General features: G+C 61.7%; 17 protein-coding genes. 6 read left to right on the forward strand and 11 right to left on the reverse strand.

Annotated features, from left to right (window positions below; genetic code table 11):
- The first annotated feature begins 16 nt into the window (after positions 1-16).
- From BM079_RS15385 to yccS, 5 genes are all read left to right on the forward strand, one after another.
- Positions 17-640, forward strand: coding sequence for a 2-dehydro-3-deoxy-6-phosphogalactonate aldolase (locus BM079_RS15385; RefSeq protein WP_090135889.1), 624 nt, complete (start codon positions 17-19; stop codon positions 638-640).
- Between the two features lie 60 nt (positions 641-700).
- Positions 701-1,849 carry a galactonate dehydratase gene (gene dgoD, locus BM079_RS15390; RefSeq protein WP_090135891.1) on the forward strand — a complete coding sequence of 383 codons (1,149 nt, stop codon included), beginning with the start codon at positions 701-703 and terminating at the stop codon, positions 1,847-1,849.
- Between the two features lie 242 nt (positions 1,850-2,091).
- Complete coding sequence (locus BM079_RS15395; protein WP_090135893.1) at positions 2,092-3,258, forward strand: nucleotide sugar dehydrogenase; 1,167 nt, start codon at positions 2,092-2,094, stop codon at positions 3,256-3,258.
- Positions 3,259-3,450: 192 nt separating this feature from the next.
- Entirely contained in the window at positions 3,451-5,532 is a 2,082-nt protein-coding gene (locus BM079_RS15400; protein WP_090135895.1) for a TonB-dependent siderophore receptor, read from the forward strand.
- Positions 5,533-5,740: 208 nt separating this feature from the next.
- Entirely contained in the window at positions 5,741-7,960 is a 2,220-nt protein-coding gene (gene yccS, locus BM079_RS15405; RefSeq protein ID WP_090135897.1) for a YccS family putative transporter, read from the forward strand.
- On the opposite strand, the gene BM079_RS15410 is transcribed toward yccS, so the two are convergent.
- From BM079_RS15410 to BM079_RS15460, 11 genes are all read right to left on the reverse strand, one after another.
- Complete coding sequence (locus tag BM079_RS15410; protein WP_090135899.1) at positions 7,938-10,049, reverse strand: sensor domain-containing protein; 2,112 nt, start codon at positions 10,047-10,049, stop codon at positions 7,938-7,940. The two genes, yccS and BM079_RS15410, sit on opposite strands and share 23 nt — an antisense overlap.
- 181 nt (positions 10,050-10,230) lie before the next feature.
- Entirely contained in the window at positions 10,231-11,385 is a 1,155-nt protein-coding gene (locus BM079_RS15415; RefSeq protein ID WP_090135901.1) for a M20 aminoacylase family protein, read from the reverse strand.
- A gap of 249 nt (positions 11,386-11,634) precedes the next feature.
- A complete protein-coding gene (locus tag BM079_RS15420) occupies positions 11,635-12,909 on the reverse strand; it encodes a flippase (RefSeq protein WP_090135903.1) in 1,275 nt (424 codons plus the stop codon).
- 150 nt (positions 12,910-13,059) lie between these two features.
- Positions 13,060-13,293 carry a hypothetical protein gene (locus tag BM079_RS15425; RefSeq protein WP_090135905.1) on the reverse strand — a complete coding sequence of 78 codons (234 nt, stop codon included), beginning with the start codon at positions 13,291-13,293 and terminating at the stop codon, positions 13,060-13,062.
- 151 nt (positions 13,294-13,444) lie between these two features.
- Positions 13,445-15,088, reverse strand: a complete 1,644-nt coding sequence (locus BM079_RS15430) for a carboxylesterase/lipase family protein (RefSeq protein WP_090135907.1) — start codon at positions 15,086-15,088, stop codon at positions 13,445-13,447.
- Between the two features lie 62 nt (positions 15,089-15,150).
- On the reverse strand, positions 15,151-16,911 hold the full coding sequence (locus BM079_RS15435) for a carboxylesterase/lipase family protein (protein ID WP_090135909.1): 1,761 nt from the start codon (positions 16,909-16,911) through the stop codon (positions 15,151-15,153).
- Positions 16,912-17,008: 97 nt separating this feature from the next.
- Positions 17,009-18,337 carry a short-chain fatty acid transporter gene (locus BM079_RS15440; protein WP_139215325.1) on the reverse strand — a complete coding sequence of 443 codons (1,329 nt, stop codon included), beginning with the start codon at positions 18,335-18,337 and terminating at the stop codon, positions 17,009-17,011.
- A 405-nt stretch (positions 18,338-18,742) separates the two neighbouring features.
- A complete protein-coding gene (locus BM079_RS15445; protein ID WP_090135914.1) occupies positions 18,743-19,711 on the reverse strand; it encodes a DUF2235 domain-containing protein in 969 nt (322 codons plus the stop codon).
- A gap of 78 nt (positions 19,712-19,789) precedes the next feature.
- A complete protein-coding gene (locus BM079_RS15450) occupies positions 19,790-20,398 on the reverse strand; it encodes a cell wall hydrolase (protein WP_090135916.1) in 609 nt (202 codons plus the stop codon).
- Positions 20,399-20,529: 131 nt separating this feature from the next.
- The gene (locus BM079_RS15455) at positions 20,530-21,441 is read right to left on the reverse strand and encodes an oxidoreductase (RefSeq protein ID WP_090135918.1); all 912 of its coding nucleotides are present in this window, start codon (positions 21,439-21,441) and stop codon (positions 20,530-20,532) included.
- Positions 21,442-21,479: 38 nt separating this feature from the next.
- Positions 21,480-21,812, reverse strand: coding sequence for an antibiotic biosynthesis monooxygenase family protein (locus tag BM079_RS15460; protein ID WP_090135920.1), 333 nt, complete (start codon positions 21,810-21,812; stop codon positions 21,480-21,482).
- Between the two features lie 151 nt (positions 21,813-21,963).
- On the opposite strand from BM079_RS15460, the gene BM079_RS17020 reads away from it, so the two are divergent.
- Positions 21,964-22,236, forward strand: a complete 273-nt coding sequence (locus tag BM079_RS17020) for a cupin domain-containing protein (RefSeq protein ID WP_407656184.1) — start codon at positions 21,964-21,966, stop codon at positions 22,234-22,236.
- Positions 22,237-22,298: the final 62 nt, after the last annotated feature.

A 22,298-nucleotide genomic window follows, 5' to 3' on the forward strand; every position in this document is an offset into this window, starting at 1 on the left:
TACCAAGGAGCAGACCATGCTGGATCAGCACCTGCAGACCCTACCGCTCATTGCGATTCTGCGCGGCGTGACACAACACGAGATCGAGCCCATCGGTCAGGCCCTTTATGACGCAGGCTTTCGCATCATGGAGGTGCCGCTCAACTCCCCCGAGCCGCTGGAGAGCATCGTGCGGCTGGACCGGGCGCTGGGGGATCAATGTCTGATCGGCGCCGGTACGGTCACCAGCGTTCAGCAGGTGCGCGACGTGGCGCATGCCGGCGGCAAGCTGATCGTCTCACCCCACGGCGACCCGCGCGTCATCCAGTCCACGAAGGCGGCAGGCCTGGTCAGCGCCCCGGGCGTGGCCACACCGACCGAGGCCTTTGCCGCGCTCAACGCCGGCGCCGATGTGCTCAAGATGTTTCCCGCCGAGCAGCTGGGGCCGAAGGTGATCAAGGCCTGGCGCGCTGTGCTGCCGCCTGAGGTGGCGCTGCTGCCGGTGGGCGGCATTACGCCGGATAACATGCAGGCCTTCGTTGATGCCGGTGCCGGCGGTTTCGGGCTGGGCTCGGCGCTTTACAAGCCCGGCATGAGCGCTGAAGAGGTCGGTCGCAACGCCCGGACCTTTCGTGATGCCTGGCAGGCGCTCAAGCGCTGAGCCGATACGAATGATCTTCTGTACGAGAACTGCCCTGAACACGAACTGCCGAGACCTGTCATGAAAATTACCCGACTGGAAACCTTCATCGTGCCGCCGCGCTGGTGCTTTCTGAAAATCGAGACCGACGAGGGATTTGTCGGCTGGGGCGAGCCGGTGGTCGAGGGTCGCGCCCACACCGTGGCAGCGGCGGTGGAGGAGCTCTCCGACTATCTGATCGGCAAGGACCCGCGCCACATCGAGGACCACTGGACGGTGATGTATCGCGGCGGCTTCTACCGCGGCGGTGCCATTCACATGAGCGCGCTGGCGGGCATTGATCAGGCGCTATGGGACATCAAGGGCAAGGTACTGGGCGTGCCGGTTCACGAGCTGTTGGGCGGTGCGGTGCGCGATCGTATTCGTGTCTACTCCTGGATCGGCGGCGACCGTCCCGGCGATACCGCGCGCATGGCGAAGGCGCGCATGGACGGCGGCTTCACGGCCATCAAGATGAACGCCAGTGAAGAGATGCAGTTCATCGACACCTTCGACAAGGTCGATGGCGTCATTGCCAACGTGGCGGCCATTCGTGATGCGGTCGGTCCAAATTTCGGCATCGGTGTGGACTTCCACGGTCGCGTGCACAAGCCGATGGCAAAGGTGCTGATGAAAGAGCTGGAGCCCTATCGGCTGATGTTTGTCGAGGAGCCGGTGCTCAGCGAAAACGCCGAGGCGCTCAAGGAGATTGCGCCGCTGTCCAACATCCCGATTGCGCTGGGCGAGCGGCTCTTTTCGCGCTGGGACTTCAAGCAGATTCTGACCGGCGGCTACGTGGACATCATCCAGCCCGACCCGTCCCACTCCGGCGGCATCACCGAGACGCGCAAGATCGCCAACATGGCCGAGGCCTACGACACCGCGCTGGCCCTGCACTGCCCGCTCGGGCCGATCGCACTGGCGGCCAACCTGCAGCTGGATGCCAACTGCTACAACGCCTTCATTCAGGAGCAGAGTCTGGGCATTCACTACAACCAGGGCAATGACCTGCTGGATTACGTCAAAAATCCGGAAGTGTTCGTCTTTGAGGACGGCTATGTGAAGATCCCGCAGGGGCCGGGGCTGGGTGTCGAGGTCAATGAGGATTACGTGCGCGAGCGGGCTGACATCGGCCACCGCTGGCGCAACCCCATCTGGCGCCACGGCGATGGCAGCTTTGCCGAATGGTAAGCCGTATTGACTGATCGCGGGCACGAAAGCGCGTTACCATGGGCCAGCCTTGCGCTGGCCCTGCTGTTTGACAGGCGTTATATGGGGATGAAAAGTAGCGTTTGTGCCAAGCCATTCTCACGATGGGTCAAGTATGATGGTCGGCAACAATCACGGCGTAGCCCTCGGGGCGCTTTCACCGGAGCAATCATGTGGTTCGGTGACGGTCGGTAAAGCACATTTTTGATGAAAGGACGGTTCAAGTGAAAATTGCAGTTGCAGGCACAGGCTATGTGGGCCTTTCCAACGCCATGCTGCTGGCGCAGCATCATGAAGTGGTGGCGGTCGATATAGTGCCGGAGAAGGTCGAGCGCCTCAATCAGGGGCAGTCGCCCATCGAGGATGCGGAGATCTCGGATTTTCTGGCCAACCGTGCGCTGAATTTTACTGCCACCCTGGACAAGGAAGCGGCCTATCGCGATGCGGCGTATGTCATCATCGCGACGCCCACCGACTACGATCCCCAGACCAACTACTTCAACACCAGAAGCGTCGAATCGGTCATTGATGACGTCATGGCGATCAATCCCGACGCCGTGATGGTGATCAAGTCCACCGTGCCGGTGGGCTATACGCGCGATGCGGTCGAACGCTTTGGCACGCAGAATCTGATGTTCTCGCCGGAGTTTCTGCGCGAGGGCAAGGCGCTGTATGACAACCTGCATCCGTCGCGCATCATCGTCGGCGAGCGCTCCGAGCGTGCCGAGCAGTTTGCCGACATGCTGAAGGCCGGGGCGGTCAAGCAGGACATTCCCACGCTGCTGGTCGACAGTACCGAAGCCGAGGCGATCAAGCTTTTCTCCAATACGTACCTGGCCATGCGCGTGGCGTATTTCAACGAGCTGGACACCTACGCTGAGACCCACGGCCTCAACGCCCGCCAGATCATTGACGGGGTAGGCCTCGACCCGCGCATCGGCAATCACTACAACAACCCGAGCTTTGGCTACGGCGGCTACTGCCTGCCCAAGGATACCCGTCAGCTGCTGGCCAACTATCAGAACGTGCCCAACAACCTGATCCAGGCGGTCGTGGATGCCAACCGCACCCGCAAGGATTTTGTGGCCGAAGCCATTCTGCGTCGGAAGCCGAAGGTCGTTGGCGTCTATCGTCTGGTGATGAAAAGCGGTTCCGACAACTTCCGCGCCAGCGCCATGCAGGGTGTCATGAAACGCATCAAGGCCAAGGGCGTTGAAGTCATCGTTTATGAGCCGAGCCTGGCAGAAGAGGAGTTCTTCAACTCCCGCGTCATCAGGGATTTCGAAGCGTTCAAGGCCGAGGCGGACGTGATTATCGCCAACCGCATGCTGCCCGAACTCGAGGACGTGAAGGACAAGATCTATACCCGCGATCTGTTTCATACCGACTGAGCCCTTCAGAGCGCCTGTTACCGATAAAAACCATCCTTCGGGATGGTTTTTTTATGTCTGGTTAAGTGAATGCCTGTTGCGCTTCATATGCGAATCGTTTTCAAATGCACAAAATTAACGATGCAGCGCTCACGTAGAGAGCAGAATAAAAAACGCTCCGACAGGGCGGCACATATTTCAGGGGTCAAGGCAATGACAAGGGAACAGGGGCTCGGACGCAAACTGCGCCGGCATATCGTCACGGGTGTCGTCACGAGCGGCGTGGTCGTCACCGGCGCGGCTTATGCTGCAGAACAGGCACCTGTTGCGCAGGGTGAGACCATGGTGGTTACCGGCACGGCGTTGAAAGTTCCAACGCCGCTGCTCGAAACGCCGCGATCTGCATCAATCGTGGAAAGCGACGAACTTGAGCAGCGCGCTGTCACACAATATGACCAGGCTCTGAACTATCGCGCAGGTGCGGTAACAGCACCCTATGGCAACGATGCCAAGGCAGACTGGTTTCTGTTCCGCGGTTTTAGCGGCGAGAAATCTACCTATCAGGACGGTTTGAGACTGTTCCGGGAAGCCGGCTACCTGTGGTGGAAAACCGAGCCGTTCGGCCTCGAGCGGGTCGAGTTTCTCAAGGGTCCTGCCTCCATTTTATATGGCGAAGCGCCTCCCGGCGGCATCGTGAATGCCATCAGCAAGCGCCCGACCGAAGAGGCGCGAGGGCTTGTCGACATACAGGGCGGCAACAAGGGCCATCGACAGATTGGTATCGACACGTCCGGACCGCTGACCGAGCGCGGTGATGTGCGCTACCGCTTCGTGGGCATGTTTCGTGAGCAGGACTGGGAGCAGCGCGGCACCGATAACGAGCGGGTCTATCTGGCCCCGAGTCTGGCCCTGGATGTCACCGATGACACCACACTAACGCTTCTGGCCAGTTATCAGCGCGATCACGGCACGCCCGCCAACGTCTTTTATCTGCCGTATGGCACCGTCAATGACACGCCATTTGGCAAAATCGATCGGGACACTGATCTGGGGGACAACGATAACGATCGTCTTGAGCATCGACAGATCTCGATCGGCTACGAGCTCGAACATCGTTTCAATGACACCTGGAGGGTAGAGCAAAATGCCCGTTTCAGTACGCTGGATCTTCTATTGCGTACGGCTTATCCCTCCTACATGAACGGTGACCGCAATGCCGTGCTTGGATTGACCGACCGCGACGGCAGCTATGATGCCACGACCATCGACAACCGGGTGATCGGCAACTGGTACGGCGACGGGGTCGAGAACACGCTGCTGTTGGGTTTTGACTACCAGAACCTGGATGCCGAGTATGCCAATCGCGACGCCTTTCCCTATGGCAGCATTGATATCTTCAATCCCGGCGATGCTGACTTCGGGAGTCGTGGAAACAAGACGAATTTTGATCTGGGCAAGGAGCAGTACGGGCTCTACGTTCAGGACCAGCTGCGCTTGGAGGACCGCTGGATTCTGATGGCCGGCGCGCGGCATGACAATGCACGAGTCACCAATCGTCAGGAAGGTGGCGATAATCAGGGCTACGACGATAGCCAGATGTCGTATACCGGTGGCGTGATGTATCTCGGCGATTACGGGCTGTCGCCTTATTTGAGCTATAGCGAATCGTTCACGCCTAATATTGGCAATGACCTTGATGGTAATGCCTACGATTCCAGCGAGGGCAAGCAGTGGGAGCTGGGGGTCAAATACGCACCCGACTGGCTGGATGGTTATGCCACGGCAGCAGTGTTCGATCTCAAGGAGACCAATACGCTTTATCCCAGCGGCGGCTCGTCAAGCAATCAGGGTGGTGAGCGCCACTCGCGCGGCTTTGAGCTGGAAGGCGTGGGCTATCTCACCGATGAGCTTCAGGTCAAGGCCGCTTATACCTATACCGATGTGACCGTTGATGTCAGTGATACCCAGCAGGACCTGCGTGCCGGTATTGTGCCCCGCCATCAGGCCTCTCTGTGGGTCAATTATGGCTTTGACCATGGTGCGCTTGATGGGCTGACACTTGGCGCCGGTGCCCGCTATATGGGCACCAGCGTGGACTCGCCGCAATACAGCGATACGGCTGTTGCGGCCTATACCGTCTACGACGCCATGGCCAGCTACGATATCGACCAGAACTGGACGGTACAGGTGAATGCCAACAATGTGACCGACAAGGAGTACATCAGTGGTTGTGAGTACTGGTGCTACTACGGCGAGTCACGCAGCATCATCGGCAGTCTGAAATATCGCTGGTAAATCACGAGACACTTGATTCAGGTACCTGTACGTCGCCGGCCCTTCGAGGCCGGCGTTGTCATGTTCTGACGCGCGATCCCGATCCGCCTGCCCGGGGCGACCTGCTCTCGGGCCGCGATGTCGTCCCCATCGCCTTTCTGTTATGTTCGCGCTGTTGCCGAGCGCCCGATACGCTCCGCTTTCCTGTCACCCGTGGATGCCAGCGCCCATGCTTGATCGCCTGACCCATTCACTGCGCCGCCTCTGGGCGCTGGATGCCTTTGCCTACAGCCTGCGCGTGTTCATCGCGCTGACCGGCGTGATGCTCTGGAGCTGGCTTTTCGGTCACATCGAACAGATGATTCCGCTGTTTCTGGGCGTGATCGCCAGCGCTCTGGCCGAGACCGACGACAGCTGGCAGGGCCGGCTGCGGGCGCTTCTGGTCACGCTGGTCTGCTTTGCCATCGCATCGCTTGCCGTGGAACTGACCTTTGCCCATCCTTGGCTTTTTGGCGTCGGGCTGGGGCTGGCCACCTTTTTGATGATCATGCTCGGCGCCATCGGTCAGCGCTACGCCACCATCACCACGGCGACACTGATTCTGTCGGTCTACACCATGATCAATATCGAACAACGCGGCGGCGTGCCGGCGGAAAACCTCTGGCATGGGCCGCTGCTGCTGGTGGCGGGCGCCGCCTGGTACGGAGCGCTGTCGATTGCGTGGCAGGCGCTGTTTACCCATCAGCCGGTGCGCCAGAGCCTGGCGGCGCTGATGAGCGAGCTGGGGGCGTATCTGGACATCAAGGCCTCTCTTTTCGAACCGCTGCGCGGCGTGGATCGCAGCACTCGCCGGCTGGCGCTGGCGCAACAGAACGCTCGCGTGGTCAGCGCGCTCAACGAGGCCAAGGAGATGATCTTTTCGCGGTTGCAGGGCCAGCACAACAGTGCCCGCATCGACCGCTATCTGCGCCTTTATCTGATTGCTCAGGACATCCACGAGCGCGCCAGCTCCACCCACTACGACTACGACGCGCTGGCCGAGCATTTCTTTCACAGTGACGTCCTGTTTCGCTGTCAGCGGCTGTTGCATCAGCAGGGTCGCTCCTGCCGGGCGCTGGGGCAGGCACTGCTGCTGCGCCAGTCATTCGATCATGGCGGCAGCGAACAGGCCCTGGGTGACCTGCGCGCTTCGCTCGAGTATCTCAAGAGCCATCCGCCCGGCGAGGACGCCCATCAGAACCATCGGTTGCTGCGCTCGCTGACCTCGCTGGTCATCAATCTGGATGAGCTGGAGCGTCAGCTTTCGCGTGCCGACAATCCCGATCTGGCGCTGGATGAGCATGACCGCAAGCTGCTGGACCGCTCGCCGAGCGGGATAAGGGATGGCTGGCAGCGGGTGCGCGGACATCTGCGTTTGTCCTCGCCGATCCTGCGTCATGCCCTGCGGCTCTCCTCGGCGCTGGTGGCGGGCTATCTGCTGCTGCGCCTGATTCACCCCACTCAGGGCTACTGGATCCTTCTGACCACGCTGTTCGTATGCCGATCAAGCTTTGGCGCCACCCACCGCTTTCTGCAGCAGCGCATTATTGGCACCGTGCTGGGGCTGGTGGCCGGCTGGGCGCTGATCACGCTCTTTCCCTGGGATGCGGCGCAGTCACTGATTGCGGTGCTGGCCGGCGTTTTATTCTTCGCGGCCCGCATTCGCCACTACATGGTGGCCACGGCCGCCATCACGCTGATGGTGCTGGCCTGCTTCAACCAGGTCGGCGACGGGTTCGATCTGATCTGGCCGCGGCTGTTCGATACGCTGCTGGGGGCAGGACTGGCGGCGCTGGCGGTGCTGTTGATCCTGCCGGACTGGCAGGGTCGGCGGCTCAATCGGGAGGCGGCGTCGGTAGTGACGGCCAGCGAGGCCTATTTTCGCGAGATCGTGCATCAGTACCGTGGCGGCAAGCGCGATGATCTGGACTATCGGCTGGCACGGCGCAACGCCCACAACGCCGATGCCGCGCTCTCCGGGCGCCTGGCCAGCGTCATGCAGGAGCCGGGGCAGTATCGACACGATGCTGACGAGGGCTATCGTCTGCTGGTGATTACCCACAGCATTCTGGGGCATCTCTCGGCGCTGGGCGCGCATCGCCGCAGCGTCAGCGAGCGGCTGGAGATGCAGGAGCTCGACAGCGTGCTCGAGGCCATCAGCGGCCATCTTTCAACCATCGCCGGGGCGCTGTCCCGACGTGAGGCGCCGTCGGTGCTGTCACCGCCGCCGTCAGCCCTGATCGAGCAGCTCGAGCAACCCCTTGATGAGATGGAGGATGCCCGGCGGCTGGTCTATACCCAGCTGTTGATGATCTGTCAGCAGATGACGCCGCTGGCCGAGGTGGCCGGTCGGCTGGTGGATCAGCAGGGCCGCCACCGCGGCCCCTTCAGGTCTGCGCGGTCGGCTTGATCACGGTCAGGCCGGGAATGTCTTGAGCACAGCCCGGTCGACCGAGCAGAAAGCCCTGCAGATGCGAACAGCCTTCATTGCGAAGCAGGGCCATCTGTTCAGGATGCTCGACCCCTTCGGCCGTCACTTCCATGTCGAGACTTTTGCCCATGCTGGTGACGGCACGCACGATGGCCAGTGCCTCTCGACTGTCGCACATCTCGCGAACAAAGCTCTGATCGATCTTGAGCCGGTCAAATGGGAAGGCGCGTAGGTAGTGCAGCGATGAGTAGCCGGTACCGAAATCGTCGAGCACGATGCGCACGCCCAGACGTTTGAGCTGATGCAGGATGTCGATGTTGCGCTGGCTGGCATCGAGCAGGGTCGATTCGGTAATCTCGAGCTCCAGCCGGGCGGGCAAAAGCCCCGTGACCTCCAGCGCGTGGGCCACTTCATCGACCAGCGCCTGACGGCCGAACTGCGCCGGCGACAGATTGACCGAGATGCGCTGATCAGATGGCCAGCGGCTGGCTTCATGACAGGCCTCGACCAGCGCCCAGGCGCCAATCTCCAGGATGACGCCGCTGTTTTCGGCAATCGGGATGAACTCAAGCGGTGACACAACGCCGCGAACCGGATGGCGCCAGCGCATCAGGGCCTCGAAACCGGTGGGATGCGTGCCGCTGATGTCGTAGATGGGCTGATAGAGCAGGAAAAGTTCCTTTTGCGCCAGCGCGCTGCGAAGGTCGTTTTCAAGATCGAGGCGTTCGCGCGCCAGTTGCGCCAGTTCGGGGCGAAAGGTGGTATAGCGTCCCTTGCCCTGACGCTTGGATTCATAAAGGGCGAGATCGGCGCAGCGCATCAGCTGCTCGAAGCTATCGATCTCCTGGCTGACGCGCACGCCGCCCAGGCTGATGCCGGTCTGCACCCGATGTTCGCTGAGCTGAAAGGGCGCCCGCGCGCTGGTGGCCAGGGTGTAGGCCAGATCGGAAAGCGCAATATCGGAGTGAACCTCGGGCACCAGCAGCGCAAATTCGTCACCGCCGATGCGGGCCAGGGTTTCGCCGTGATGCAGGTGCTGCCGTAGTCGTGCGGCCAGCTGGCACAGCAGCTCATCACCGACGTGATGGCCCAGCACATCGTTGATGGTCTTGAAGTTGTCCATGTCCAGCAGCAGCATGCCTACTCGCCCGATGCCGCCATCGGGCGCCTTCAGCAGCGCCTGGGTACGCTCTCCGAACAGCAGTCGGTTGGGCAGGTTGGTCAGGGCGTCATGATGGGCCATGTGGCGAATGGTGGCCTGGGCGGTATGCTCCTTGGTCACGTCATCGATCAGATAGAGACGCTGGCCGGTAGCCTCGCCGTTGTCCGTGATCTCAAGGGTCAGGCATTTCAGGTGACAGGTGCCCTCGGGGGTCTCCAGCTTGAGCCGGATCTCGCGCGAGGGCGCCTCGGAAAAATGAGACAGCTCGGACTTGATCCGCATCAGCAGGGCATCGGTGGCCAGGTGAGCGAGCAGCGTTCGCGGGCCTGTCTGATGCGTTTGCAGGTCGTGATTACACAGCAGAATACGGCCGTCGGCCTTATCCTCGACCAGTACCCGGGTCGGAATGTTGTGAATGACGGTATGCAAAAAGGCATAGAGTCCACTCAGCTCGCGGGACTGCCGCTCGGCGGCGTCCCGGGCCTTGAGAATCTCCTGCTGTTGCGCTCGTTTCTGCGTGATGTCCCGGGTGATCTTGGCAAAGCCGATCAGCTGGCCCTGCTCAAGGATGGGGTCGATCACCACGCTTGCCCAGAAAGCGCTGCCGTCCTTGCGAAGCCGCCAGCCCTCCGCCTCATGGCGACCGTGTTGACGGGCCGCCGACAGTCCCTTCATGGGCAGCTGTGCCTCGCGCTCTTCGGGGGTGTAGAAACGACTGAAGTGCTGCCCCACGATCTCGTCGCTGCGATAGCCCTTGAAGGCCTGGGCACCCTCGTTCCAGCTCAGAATGACGCCCATCGGGTCGAGCATGTAGATGGCATAGTCGGTAATTTTCTGTACCAGCTGACGATAGAGGGCGTTGCTGTTGGTCAGCTCGGCGCCGGTGTACGGGCGTGTGTCTGCCATGGCGGTATTCGATCGCGAAGAGAATGGAAGGGGCGTCTGCAGCCATTGCGCAGGCCATGTCGACGCCATCAAAAACTGATCTGGATTATGAAACAGTGGAACCTGATCAAAGCCGCAATCAAGGCCTTTTTTAAGCCTCAACTGCGGCGATTGAGGGGAGTGCTGGGATAGCGGAAAAGGATCAGTTCAAAAGACGCCTGACCAGCGCCTGCCACCAGGCCACGCCAATGGGCGACAGGTCGTCGTTGAAATCATAGCCCGGATTGTGAAGGGCGGCGCTGTCACCGTTGCCCATCCAGATGTAGGCGCCCGGGCATTGCTCGAGCATGAAGGCAAAGTCTTCCGAGGCCATGCAGGGCGGCAGATCGTAGTGCACCTTCCGGACCTCCGGCATGTGCTCCAGCACTTCAGCGCAGCGTCGGGCCTGCTCGGCGTCGTTGATGGTGGCCGGATAGCGCGACTGATAGTCCAGCTCGACCTCGAGACCGTGAAAATCGGCGCTGGCCTGGACCGCCTCGCGAAAACGCTTTTCCAGATGCTCGCGAAGCTTCGGATCAAAGCAGCGCAGGGTGCCGCGCAGCTCGACCGTCCCCGGCATGACGTTGAAGGCATCCCCGCCATGAAACTGCGTGACGCTCAGCACCGCCGGCTGATGCGCCGGCCGCTCGCGGCTGATCAGCCCCTGCAGCTGGGTGACCAGCTCGCAGCCTGCCAGAATCACGTCATCACCCATGTGCGGCATGGCGGCGTGACAGCCGCGGCCGGACAGACGCAGCGTGAAAACGTCAAAGGCGGCCATGGAGGGGCCGCTGTGAACGGCCGCCTCGCCGACCGCCATGCCGGGCCAGTTGTGCAGGCCGTACACGGCGTCCATCGGAAACAGGTCAAAAAGACCCTCCTCGATCATCACCCGGGCACCGCCCTCGTTTTCCTCGGCAGGCTGAAAGATGACATGCACCCTTCCGGCAAAGTCGGGATTGCGCGCCAGCGCCCAGGCGGCCCCCAGCAGCATCGTGGTGTGGCCATCGTGACCGCAGGCGTGCATGCGACCGGGCGTGCGGGAGGCCCATTCCAGCTCGGTGGCCTCTTCGATGGCGAGCGCGTCGATATCGGCGCGCAGGCCGATGGTGCGTCCGGGGCCGCGTGCGCCCTCGATCGTGCCGATCACCCCGGTGCCGGCCAGCCCGGTATGCACCTCGATGCCGGCCTCACGCAGCAGCTCGGCGATGCGCGCACTGGTGCGATGCTCTTCAAAGGCGATTTCGGGATGACGATGAAAGTCGCGGCGCCACTGGCGCAGCTGCTCGGCGTCGGGGCAGGTCTCAAGAGCGGTCATGGGGTTTTCCTGATCAAGGGAGATAGAAGAGGGCGGCCGTGCCGGGCTGTCGATTCGGCAGGCCAGCCACAGGGTCTGGTGAAAACCTTATGCTGATCGCTTCCGAGTGTCGATGCGCCCGGTGCTTGTTCCCTGGGGCGCACGGTGAGAATCAGCTATAAAAAAAGGCGCCTGACAGCGTACTGTCAGGCGCCAATAGTATAGCGAGTGCGTGTGGTTCGAAATGAACCGATAAGTATCAGAGCAACATTAGGCAGATACTTTTCTGGGTAAAAAAGCGGTGATCTGAAGTCTTAAAACCCTGCCTCTCTGATAAAGGGCATTAAGTACCAATGCAGAGAGAATTTCAGCGATCAGAGTTGCTGAGGCAGCACCCATCATCCCGTAATGAGGAATAAGAATATAGTTGAGGATGACGTTGACAAGACTGACAAACAGCATTTTTTTCAACAGGAATGCGTAGCCACCTATTACCGTAATGACCCGATAAGCGGCTGTACCATAGGCGGAAAAAACCGAAGAAATGGCCGTGATGGCCAGTATATTACCTGCCGGCGTATAACCATCGCCATAGACCAGAGCGATAATGGGATGTCGAAAAATACCCATTATCAGCGCCGGTATCAACGCCATGAAGAAGACCACCAGAAACATGTTTTTGATACGATTTTCAAAAAATGTAACGTCATTGCTTCTGGCCGCTTCGTTAACGCCGACCATCCATGAGGTCATCAGAGCAACGGGGAACATCAGCCAGCCCTGAGCTAGCGTCAGAGCAGCGCTGTACCAGCCAACGTGAGTTTCATCCAGCATCGCTCCCAGCATGACCTGGTCAGTTCGCGTATAGAGCGCAATCGACAGACTGGAAATGGCAAGCGGAAGCCCCGCATGCAGCAGGTGTCTGGCATGACGACGGCTGTGACGCTGTACCTTTTGAAAACCGGATTTTATGCTTTTATTAAAAAAGTAGCGTTTGATGATCCACGATATAAGCCACTGCATGATATTGGCGGCAGCAAAATAGGCAACAGTGGCGCCTATATGGATAAAGAATAATTTTAAAAGGACGGCAATGCCAAGGGCGCCATTTTGCGCAATCGTATTGAATTTCGAGCTCAATGTGGCATTAAAAAAGACGCTGTAAACTTCAACAGTAATAAAATAGCTGCCCCATATGATAATGGTGAATACCAGCATTTTATGAAGGGTGTCGAAATAAAACCACGCCCCTACCGTGATAAGGGAATTAACCACCAGAAAATTGATAAATCGGACACGTGTCGAGGCTGCCATCAACAGCAGGCCACTTTTCTGATTGCGTGCCAGTCGATTGAAAATGACGTTTTCACTGCCCAGCTTTACCAGCGGCGTAATCAGCGCCACGATGGCCAGTGCCAGGCTAATAAGGCCGAATTCGTTTGGTCCCAGATAGCGGGCCACGTAGACCGTGATAAAAATACCGGCCAGCGCAAACATGACCTTTTCGCCCATTATCCAGGCGGTATTGATGAGTGCCTTGTTCATGAAGCTGCTTTTTTGAGGGTGAATCGCCGAGAAACGAACGGTCGACAGGGAAGGGAGTCAATCATGACACTTAAGACTATTGTCGTGTATGCAGACTTGTGCGACGTCCGGTGTCTTGTTGTTAAACAACATTGGATGGAAACACAAAAATCAAAGGTCTTCCAGCAGCCGACCGATGGCACTGTCCTTGAGTAGTGCGCGCAGCGGCTCAGGAGTGTCGCGCCAGGCCAGGCGCAGGTGCTCTGCGCGTCGGATCATGCTCGTGTAATTCTGTTCGAGCTGCTGACAGGGGGACAACGCGCTCAGAAGTGCCTTGTGGTCATCTTCATCCTGTAGCAGGTGATCCTGTTCGTTGGCCTGAGCGTAGAAGCGATCCAGTTTCATGGTGGCGGCAATCCAGAAGGTGTTCCCCGCCTTTATCGGCGACAGCGTTGCCCTCTTGATGCTTATATTTACGTTTTGTTACCAAGGTTGTAGCCCTTCACGACATTTGGTCGTGAAGGGCATACACCATGACGGTCTAGACAAGCAGCGATCAGCGATCCAGTGCCGGGGTCAGGTGACGCTCGATCAGATCCAGCCGCGCCTGCCAGGGGTCCTGACGGGCCACAGGCCCCTGATCCTGCGTGAAGTCCATCATCAGATTCGACAGCGGCGTATGCAGCGGCCAGGTCGGGGCGCCGCCGCCGTTCGGATTGCCGCTTCGGGCGAAGTTGACCACATAACGGTGCAGCTGCCAGGCCGTGGCGCGGTCGCTGTCATCCAGCCGGTCATAGCGCGAATCGAGCGTGCGAAAGAGATAAGGCAGTTCGCTGGCGTGCACCGCTCCCGGCCAGCGCTCACGGGCGTCCAGCGACACGTGTGAAAAGCGATAGCGCCACACCGGCTCGCCGCTGGTGGCCACCTGATCGGCAATAAAGCGTGCCGGCTCGGTCATCATGCGATCCATCCCCACGCGCTGCCCCACCTTCTGTACATCATCACTGCCTTCGGGGTCGTAGAGCGCACGGGCCCGGTCGGCATCCTCACCGAAGGGTGCAAAAAGTGCATCCATGCTGTCAGCAGCGCTGAACCCCAGATCGGCATCGGTGGTGCCGATCAGCATCGGCACGTGCTGCTGAAGACTGGACCGATAAATGCGCTCGGGTTCGCCGGAGACCAGCTCGCCGTCGCGAATCGGGCCGCCGACCCAGGTGCGGGGGCCCTGCTGCGGTGACATGAGTGCTTGCATGTTGAGACCATCGACGACCTGCTCTGCCGGCAGATGCCGGAGCGCGGTCAGCGCCGCATCATCCTGTCCCTGAATACCGTGGCGGCGTGCGAAGTTGTTGCCGATGGTTTCGGCGGAAGGGGACGCCGGCGTGTCACCGGCAAGCGGTGGCATGGGTCCCATCAGCGCCCGGCCACCGCCGGACATCACCACGGCGCGCTCAAACAGTCCGCGCGCGGCCGGTGTGCCGGTCAGATCCAGCACTGACGCGCCGCCGGCGGATTCGCCCATGATCGTGACGTTGCCGGCATCGCCGCCAAAGGCGTTGATGTTGCGCTGCACCCAGTCCAGGGCGGCGAGCTGATCCATGATGGCGTAGTTGCCCGGAGGCGTTTGTCCCTGCTGCTCGTGGCTCAGGGCGGGGTGGGCAAAAAAGCCGAAGCGACCCAGCCGGTAGTTGAGGCTGACCAGAATCACGCCGTCGCGGGCGAAGGCGCTGCCGTCATAAACGGGCGCCGAGGTGCCGCCGTTGACGTAGCCGCCGCCATGAATCCATACCAGCACCGGATGGTTGGTCTGCGCGCGGTCTGCCTGCGGATCGGGAATGGCGTTCGAGGGCGCCCAGACGTTGAGATAGAGACAGTCCTCGGCGGGCGTCACGCCCAGCGGCGCGGCATCGCTGGGGTCCGGTTGCTGCATGCAGTCCGGGCCGAAGGCAGTGGCCTCGCGGACGCCCTGCCATGGCGGTACCGGCTGCGGTGGGCGCCAGCGGTTGTCACCGGTGGGCGGGGCGGCGTAGGGAATGCCCTTGAAGGCCGTTACACCAGGCGCGCTACTGCCTCGCAGAGCGCCGCTCTCGATATCCACCCGGGTCACGGATGACTCGTCGGACCCGGCGGCCTGTGCGCCTGCCCACAGCGGCGTGGCCAGCAGGCCCAGTGTCAGCACTCCTTTCAACCAGCGTTGCATGCGCCATCCCGTTTGCGTTGGTTCAAACGCTCAGGATAGACCACACCTGGGCCGTGAGCTCGTCAGGTACGATCGCTGTGCGCGGTGTTGGGCGCGCGCACCCAGCGGCCCTCGATCATGTCCAGACGCTCCCACCAGGGGTCGCGCATCACCTGCGGCCCGTCATTCTGGGTGAAGTCCAGAATCCGTTCCTGCTGCGGGTCGTGCTGCGGCCACTGCGGCAGGCCTTCACCGTTGGGGTCGCCGGTCAGGGCAAAATTGACCACGTAGCGATGAAAGGCCGTGGCCGTGGTGCGGTCGCTGTCGTCGATACCGCTGCCGTAGGCGCTGTCCAGGCGATCAAACAGGTACGGGATGTCGGTCGCGTGCGGCGCGCCTGACCAATCGGCCCGCTTCGGGGCCGCCACATGAGAGAAACGATAGCGCCACACCGGCTGGCCGGCGGCGCGCATCTCGTCGGCGATGAAGCGGGCAGGTTCAGTCATGGTGCGATCGCGCCCGATCTCCTTGGCCAGCGTTTTCAGATTGACGCTGCCGCTCGGGTCATAGAGCGCACGCATGCGATCGGCATTGTCGCCAAAGCTGTCGAAAAGCTCGGTCTTGGAGGCCGCATCAAAACGTCCCAGATCGAGATTCGTCGAGCCGATCAGCATCGGTATCCTGCGCTGCTTTTGCTGTTGAAACCGGTTCTGGGTCTCATCAACAAGCAGTCGATTGTCGCGAATCGGCCCGCCGGCGTAGGTCTCTCGCTCGCGGTTGGGGGTGTACATCATGCTCATGTTGAGATCGCCGGTCACCGCCTCGGCCGGTAGCGCGCGCAGCGCCTCGAGCGTCCGGGCGTCGTTGCCCTCGATGCCGTGGCGGCTGGCAAAGCGCTCGCCGAAGGTATCGGCGGACGGATTGTCGGGCTGGTCCTCGTGCAGGTCATGGCGCACGGCGCGCAGCCCGCGACCGCCGCCGGACATGACCACGGCGCGCTGAAAGAGGCCTTCGGTGGCCGGGCTTGCCATCAGGTTGAGAATCGAGTTGCCGCCGGCGGATTCGCCGACCACGGTGACCTGGTTCGGATCGCCTCCAAAGCGCTCGATGTTGTTTCTGACCCACTCAAGCGCCCGGATCTGGTCCATGACGGCGTAGTTGCCCTGCGGCCCGTCGCCGGCGTCACCGGCCAGGGCCGGATGGGAGAAAAAGCCGAAGCGCCCCAGCCGGTAGTTGAAGCTGACATAGATCACGCCGTCGCGGGCGAAGCTCTCGCCATCATAGGCTGGCGAAGAGGCACCACCGTTGACGTAGGCGCCCCCATAGAGCCAGACCACCACCGGTCGGCCCTTGTCGGCTCCGGTGCCCTCCCTGTCGGCGGCGCTGTCGTTTTTGACCACGTCATCGCTTTTGAAAGCCTGGTCGCGCGCGCCGTCGGGCTGCCACACGTTGAGATAGAGACAATCCTCATCGGGGCGTTCATCACCGGGCGAAGCGCTGCTGGACAGCGGCTTTTGCATGCAGTCGCGGCCAAAGCGCGTGGCCGGACGAATGCCCTGCCATGGCGTCACCGGCTGCGGCGGTCGCCAGCGGTTGTCGCCCACCGGCGGTGCGGCAAAGGGAATGCCGCGATAGACTGAAAAGCCCTGACCCTGTTCGCCACGCAGCCGGCCCTTGTCCACCGAGACGACCGGGGCGCCGTCGCCGGCGGCTACCGCAAGCGCTGCCGTCTCGTCCACCCGGGCCGGCACCGCGGACGGTTCGGCCATGGCGGCCGCGCATGACAGACCCAGCAGTGCCCCCGCCATCAGCATGACGCCCCTTCTACCCGCTGCCGAGCGCATGTCACCTCCCTGTTGACCGTATTGTCGCCTCCCGCGACTCTCCCCGGGTCTGACTACAAACGCTCGTGGTCGTTCGCTCGGGAGACGCGCGGCGCGATCAGATCAGGAACATGGCCAGGCCCAGCACGACCCCCGTGACCAGCATGATGACCGAGGTATAGCCCATGATGTCGCGAATCTGCAGCCCCGCAATCGCCAGCAGCGGCAGGGTCCAGAAGGGCTGGACCATGTTGGTCCAGGCATCTCCCCAGGCCACCGCCATGGCCACGCTTGCCATACTGGCGTCGAGCTGTTGAGCCGCGTCGATTACGATCGGCCCCTGCATGATCCACTGACCGCCCCCGGCCGGGATGAAAAAATTGATCAGTCCGGCGCTTAAAAACGAATAGAACGCCAGCGTTTCGCTGCTGGCGATCGATACCAGTGCGCTGCCGATGTCGGCAGCCATGCCGGTGCCCCCGATCACGCCCATCATGGCGGCGTAGAAGGGGAACTGCATGATGATGCCGTAGGCCGTGCGCGACCCGCCGGTACAAAAGGCGATGTATTCGCGCACGTGGCGGGAAAACATCAGCCCCAGGGCGAAAAAGCCCAGGATGACGGTGTTGATGTTGACCCCGCCGCCGGTCACGAAATGATCCATCAGCCACAGCAGGGCGATGGTGCCCAGCGTCAGCGGAATCAGGCGCGAATACTCCAGTCGCTGGGCCGGCGTCATGCGGGTTTTGTCCGGCATCGGGGCGGCCGGGGCATCATCGCTTTGCTCGCTCTCCGGCAGATTCACGCGGGCTTCATCGCGGCGCGGACGCATCGACACCAGCACCGCCGGCACCACCAGCACCATCGCCGCCAGAATGGCCAGATTGCCGATCGAAAAGACCGTCTGCGACACCGGGATGATGCCCATCTCGGCCTCCAGGAAATGCCCCGGATTGGCGATGACGGTAGGGATCGAGCCGCCGTAGCCGCCGTGCCAGACGATAAAACCCGAATAGGCCGCCGCCACGACCAGCGGATAGTGCACGCGCCCGCGATGGACGATGCCCATCTCGCGTGCCACCAGCCCGCCGGCCACCAGCCCGAACCCCCAGGAGATCCAGCTGCAGAGCATGGCGATCAGCGTGGTGGCCACGATCACCTGCACCTCGGTACGCGGTAGACGGGTCAGTTTGATCAGCGCACGCCGCACCGGACGGGTATGGGCCAGCGCATAGCCGCTGACCAGCACCAGAATGATCTGGCAGGTGAATTCATAAATGCTGAAAAAGCCGGTGCCCCAGTAGTCGAGCACCCGGCGCGGCGAATGGGTGTCATCCCAGGCGATACCCAACCCCAGTACCACCAATGTGAGAAAAAACAGAAAGACAAAGGCGTCGGGCAGATAACGCACGGCAATGTGGGTGAACAGGCGACCGATGACACGCATGAACAATGACGCTCCCGATGATTATTGTGTTTTACAGCGACGTGTTGACAGCGACAGGCCCGTCGGACATCAGTGATATTCCGACAGCCTTCGAACGCTAGACGCCCGGGGGCCGTCACGGCCCTGGCAGAAGTGCGCATGCGGGCGGAAACAGGGGGAGCTTCAGCCTGAAAACGGTTTGATGCAGTCTTCGCCCTTTTCAGGGCATGACCGGGCCATCAGGCGAGTGCCAGGAGCGTGTTCACCGCCGGGCCCGGTGGTCCAGGCCGTTGGCGATGACACCAGGGAGCGCGCTCATTTATTCACAATGTCTGAAGGGGCGAGTTGTTTGATGGGGTGAGATATCTGATGAGACGAGATATCTGATGGAGAGCGGAGGGGGCGATGCGCCGGGAAGCACCGCTGTCAGTCGCGCGCCTTTTCCCGGGCGGCCGGCTGGTAGCCCTCGACCTGCTCGATGCGACGCTGCACGCTCTCATCGAGCAGGGCACCCGGCGGATAGTGGCGTCGTCGGGTGCCCAGAAGCCGCCACGGCCCCGAGGCCTTCTGGTGCAGCATGCCTGAGGCATCGCCGCTGATTCGGGACAGCGGGTCGTCCTGCAGCAGCAGTCCGTGCTCGCTGGCGCGCTCAAGCATCCAGTGCAGGGTGATGTCGGCCAGCCCGCGCTCGCGGTACATGCCGCCCACATCGCCGTGGCTGCCGGCGAACCAGCGCTGCTCGATGTGCTGCTCGTCGCCGGCCTTGCGCTCATCCCAGGGCGTCGGCGAGAAGGGGCGACGCTTTTCATCCAGCGCCAGGGCGTGAAAGGCGTGACGCACGCCCGGACTCAGGCGACGGTTGTGGAATCTGCGCAGCGAGATCAGACATCCCAGTGCGCCGACGGTATCCCACACGCCCACCAGCCATGGCCTGCAGGGGCGGGCGAAGGTCTCGCGAAACGTTTTCAGGGAGGTGGCGTCATCGCCGCGCAGAAAGCGCCGGGTGATCTCGTGGACCATGTTGTCATGATGCGGGTAGAGAATGCCGCAGCGGTCGATCATCGAGGCCAGCGAGCGCGCTGTGAAGGCCCCGCGGCTGAAGCCAAACAGAAAGACCCGATCGCCGGGCTCGTATTCGCTCATCAGAAAACGGTAGGCATCCTCCATGTTCTGCTGGATGCCGTAGCCAAAGGCGGTTCCCAGCACGCGTCCCAGCGTCTTCCCCACGCCGAGCCCGAAAAAGGAGGCTGCAAAGGTGGCCACGCCCGGGCTGTAGAAGGCTTTTTGCTGATCGCTGTGGCGCACGATCGAGCGAAACAGGTGGACCACGTTGGTATTGACGCGGCCGAACTGCTGATTGGTGCCATCGCAGCACACCACAAGATTCTTGCCCATCGAGGCTGCTCCACCCGGGTGCAGAAGTAGTGTCCGGCCCTTTAGCGTAGCGGCTGAGCGCCCTTGCGCCAGCCGCGATCAGCCCGGCGGTCGATAGAAGCGGAACTCGTGGGTCTGTGCCGTCTGCACAAAGCTTGATGCCCAGCTCGGCGTGATGCCGCGATGATGGAAAAACAGCGCCCCGTGGGTGCGATCGATCAGGCTGCCATTGAGCGCCTGCCGGGCGATTTCGCGGGCGGTAGCGTACTCCTTGAGCTCATTGGCCTCGTCAGGACGGCCGTCGCACCACCAGGAGAACTGACAGCTGCCGGTCTCCGAGCCTTCCTGCACCACGCCGCACAGGGTGGTGGGAAAGCCATCGCTGCCCAGGCGGTTCATGATCACGTTGGCCACGGCTTCCATTTCACGCGCGTTGGTGCCCTTGGCTTCCCAGTAGATGGAGCGGGCCAGGCAGCTCACGGCGTCGTTGAGCGGTGCCTGGCCGCGCGGGTCGATGGCGCGGGTCCCGTCGCGGGTCAGGCGAACGTCGGGCGGTGGTGGCTGCACGCCCCCCTCGTTGGAGGCGCGTTGCTCCAGCACCTGTGCCTTTTGCTGCGCCATGGCACGCTGAGTGGTTTCCGAGGCATGAAGAAAGGAGGCATTCAGACAGACCGCCAGGCCGGCGGCAAGAATCAGGAGATGACGCATGGCAGCTCTCGTGACCGGGGAATCTCCATCCTACGCAAACTCGTGAGCGCCGGGAAACCATCTTTAAGGTCAGGACAGCAATGGCACAGTGATGAAAGTACCCGGGTGGGCGCCTTCTTGAGGCCGTTGCATCAGCCTTCGGTAGACCAGTCGGCGCCGGTCAGCTCACAGGAGACCTGCCAGAGCCGCTCGCCCTGCGCCGGGTCGCGGGCGGCCCCTGACATTCGTGCCCGTTTGGGGGCGCCGCGCGTCTCGCCCATGCCATCCGGGCCGAAATAGTCGCCCGGGCGGATATCGCTGGCGGTGGCGGCGTGAATCGTGGGGCGCGCGCCCTCGGTGGCGTTCTGGCTCAAAAGCGGCATCGCCAGTCGAAAGAGTGTGCCTACCAGCGGGCGGCTTCTCACGCCGTGATCAAACAGCGCCGTGCGCGACAGCCCCGGGTGCGCGGCCAGACTGTCCAGCCCCCAGAGCTCCTGATTGCTGTGACGCTGCAGGGTCTGGCTGAACATCAGCATGGCCAGCTTCGACTGGCGATAGGCGCGCCACGGGTCGTAGTGGCGGCTGGCCTGCAGATCGTCGAAATCGATGCGACCGCCCCGGTGCGCAAGGCTTGAAAGCTGTATCACCCGCGGCGCCGCGGCGTGCATGAGCTGGGGCAGCAGCAGGCTGGTCAGCAGGAAATGGCCCAGATAGTTGACGCCGAACTGACGCTCGAACCCCTCCTCGGTCAGCTCGCGCTCGGGCAGGGCCATGACGCCGGCATTGTTGATCAAAAGGTCCAGCGACGGTTCACGCGCCTGTACGCGGCGGGCAAACTCGCGCACCGAGGTCAGCCGATCAAGATCCAGCAGCTCAAGGGACACATCAGCCTTGGGCGATTCGGCCCGCAGCGTCTCGACCGCGGCCTCGCCCTTTTCCGGGTTGCGGGCGGCCAGGATGACCCGATAGTTCTGATACATCAGAGTGCGGGCGGTTTCATACCCCAGACCCGCGTTGGCGCCGGTCACCAGGGCCAGCGGCCGTCTGTCCACGTGCTCGTTCATGGCAATGCTCCGCAGTGCGCCATCAGGCTATCGCGTCATCAGGCGTGATCGGTCTCGCTGATGGTCTGGATGACCTCAAAGCCCTCGAACTTCGGCGGCCCCAGATAGAGCCCCTCGCGGCGACTCTGACCGGCATTGGCATGCGCGGCGCGGAAAGCCTCGGAGTGGGTCCAGGCCTCGAAATCCGCGCGCGAACGCCAGATGGTGTGCGAGGCGTAGAGCACGTGGTCCTCCTCGGCGGGGCCGCGCAGCATATGAAACTCGACGAACCCGGGCAGGCCCTGCAGATGGGTTTCACGCTCCAGCCAGAGCTTCTCGAACTCTTCCACTCGCTCGGGATTGACCCGAAACCGGTTCATGGCAATAAACACTGCAGACTCTCCGTCATCTTCAGGAATGCGGCCGCATCGCGCCGCTCATGGCATGACGATGGCACCTTGCCGGCGTTCGGGCAAGGTGATCAGGTTGACCCGAGTATATTGAACCACCGAGTTTTTGGAGATATCTGTCATGAATCCAGTCATGAGTCTGTCACGGTTGACGACGCACGCTTGGCAACAGGGTGATTTTTTCGGGGGATCGGACCTCAGGTTTGGCGCGCTGCTCGGCCTGACGGCATTGGGCATTACCTACAATGAGGTACCATCGGGGAAGTCGAGCTGTCCGTTCCATAATCACCACGTGGAAGATGAAATTTTTGTCATTCTGCAGGGGGAGGGTGACTACCGGTTTGGCGAGATGCGTTATCGGGTCACGGTGGGGGATGTACTTGGTGCCCCCGCTGGAGGTGCTTAAACGGCCCATCAGCTGATCAACACCGGCGATCAATCGCTCCATTATCTGGTCATTTCCAGCAG

The organism is Kushneria avicenniae, assembly GCF_900112585.1.
Lineage (GTDB): Bacteria > Pseudomonadota > Gammaproteobacteria > Pseudomonadales > Halomonadaceae > Kushneria > Kushneria avicenniae.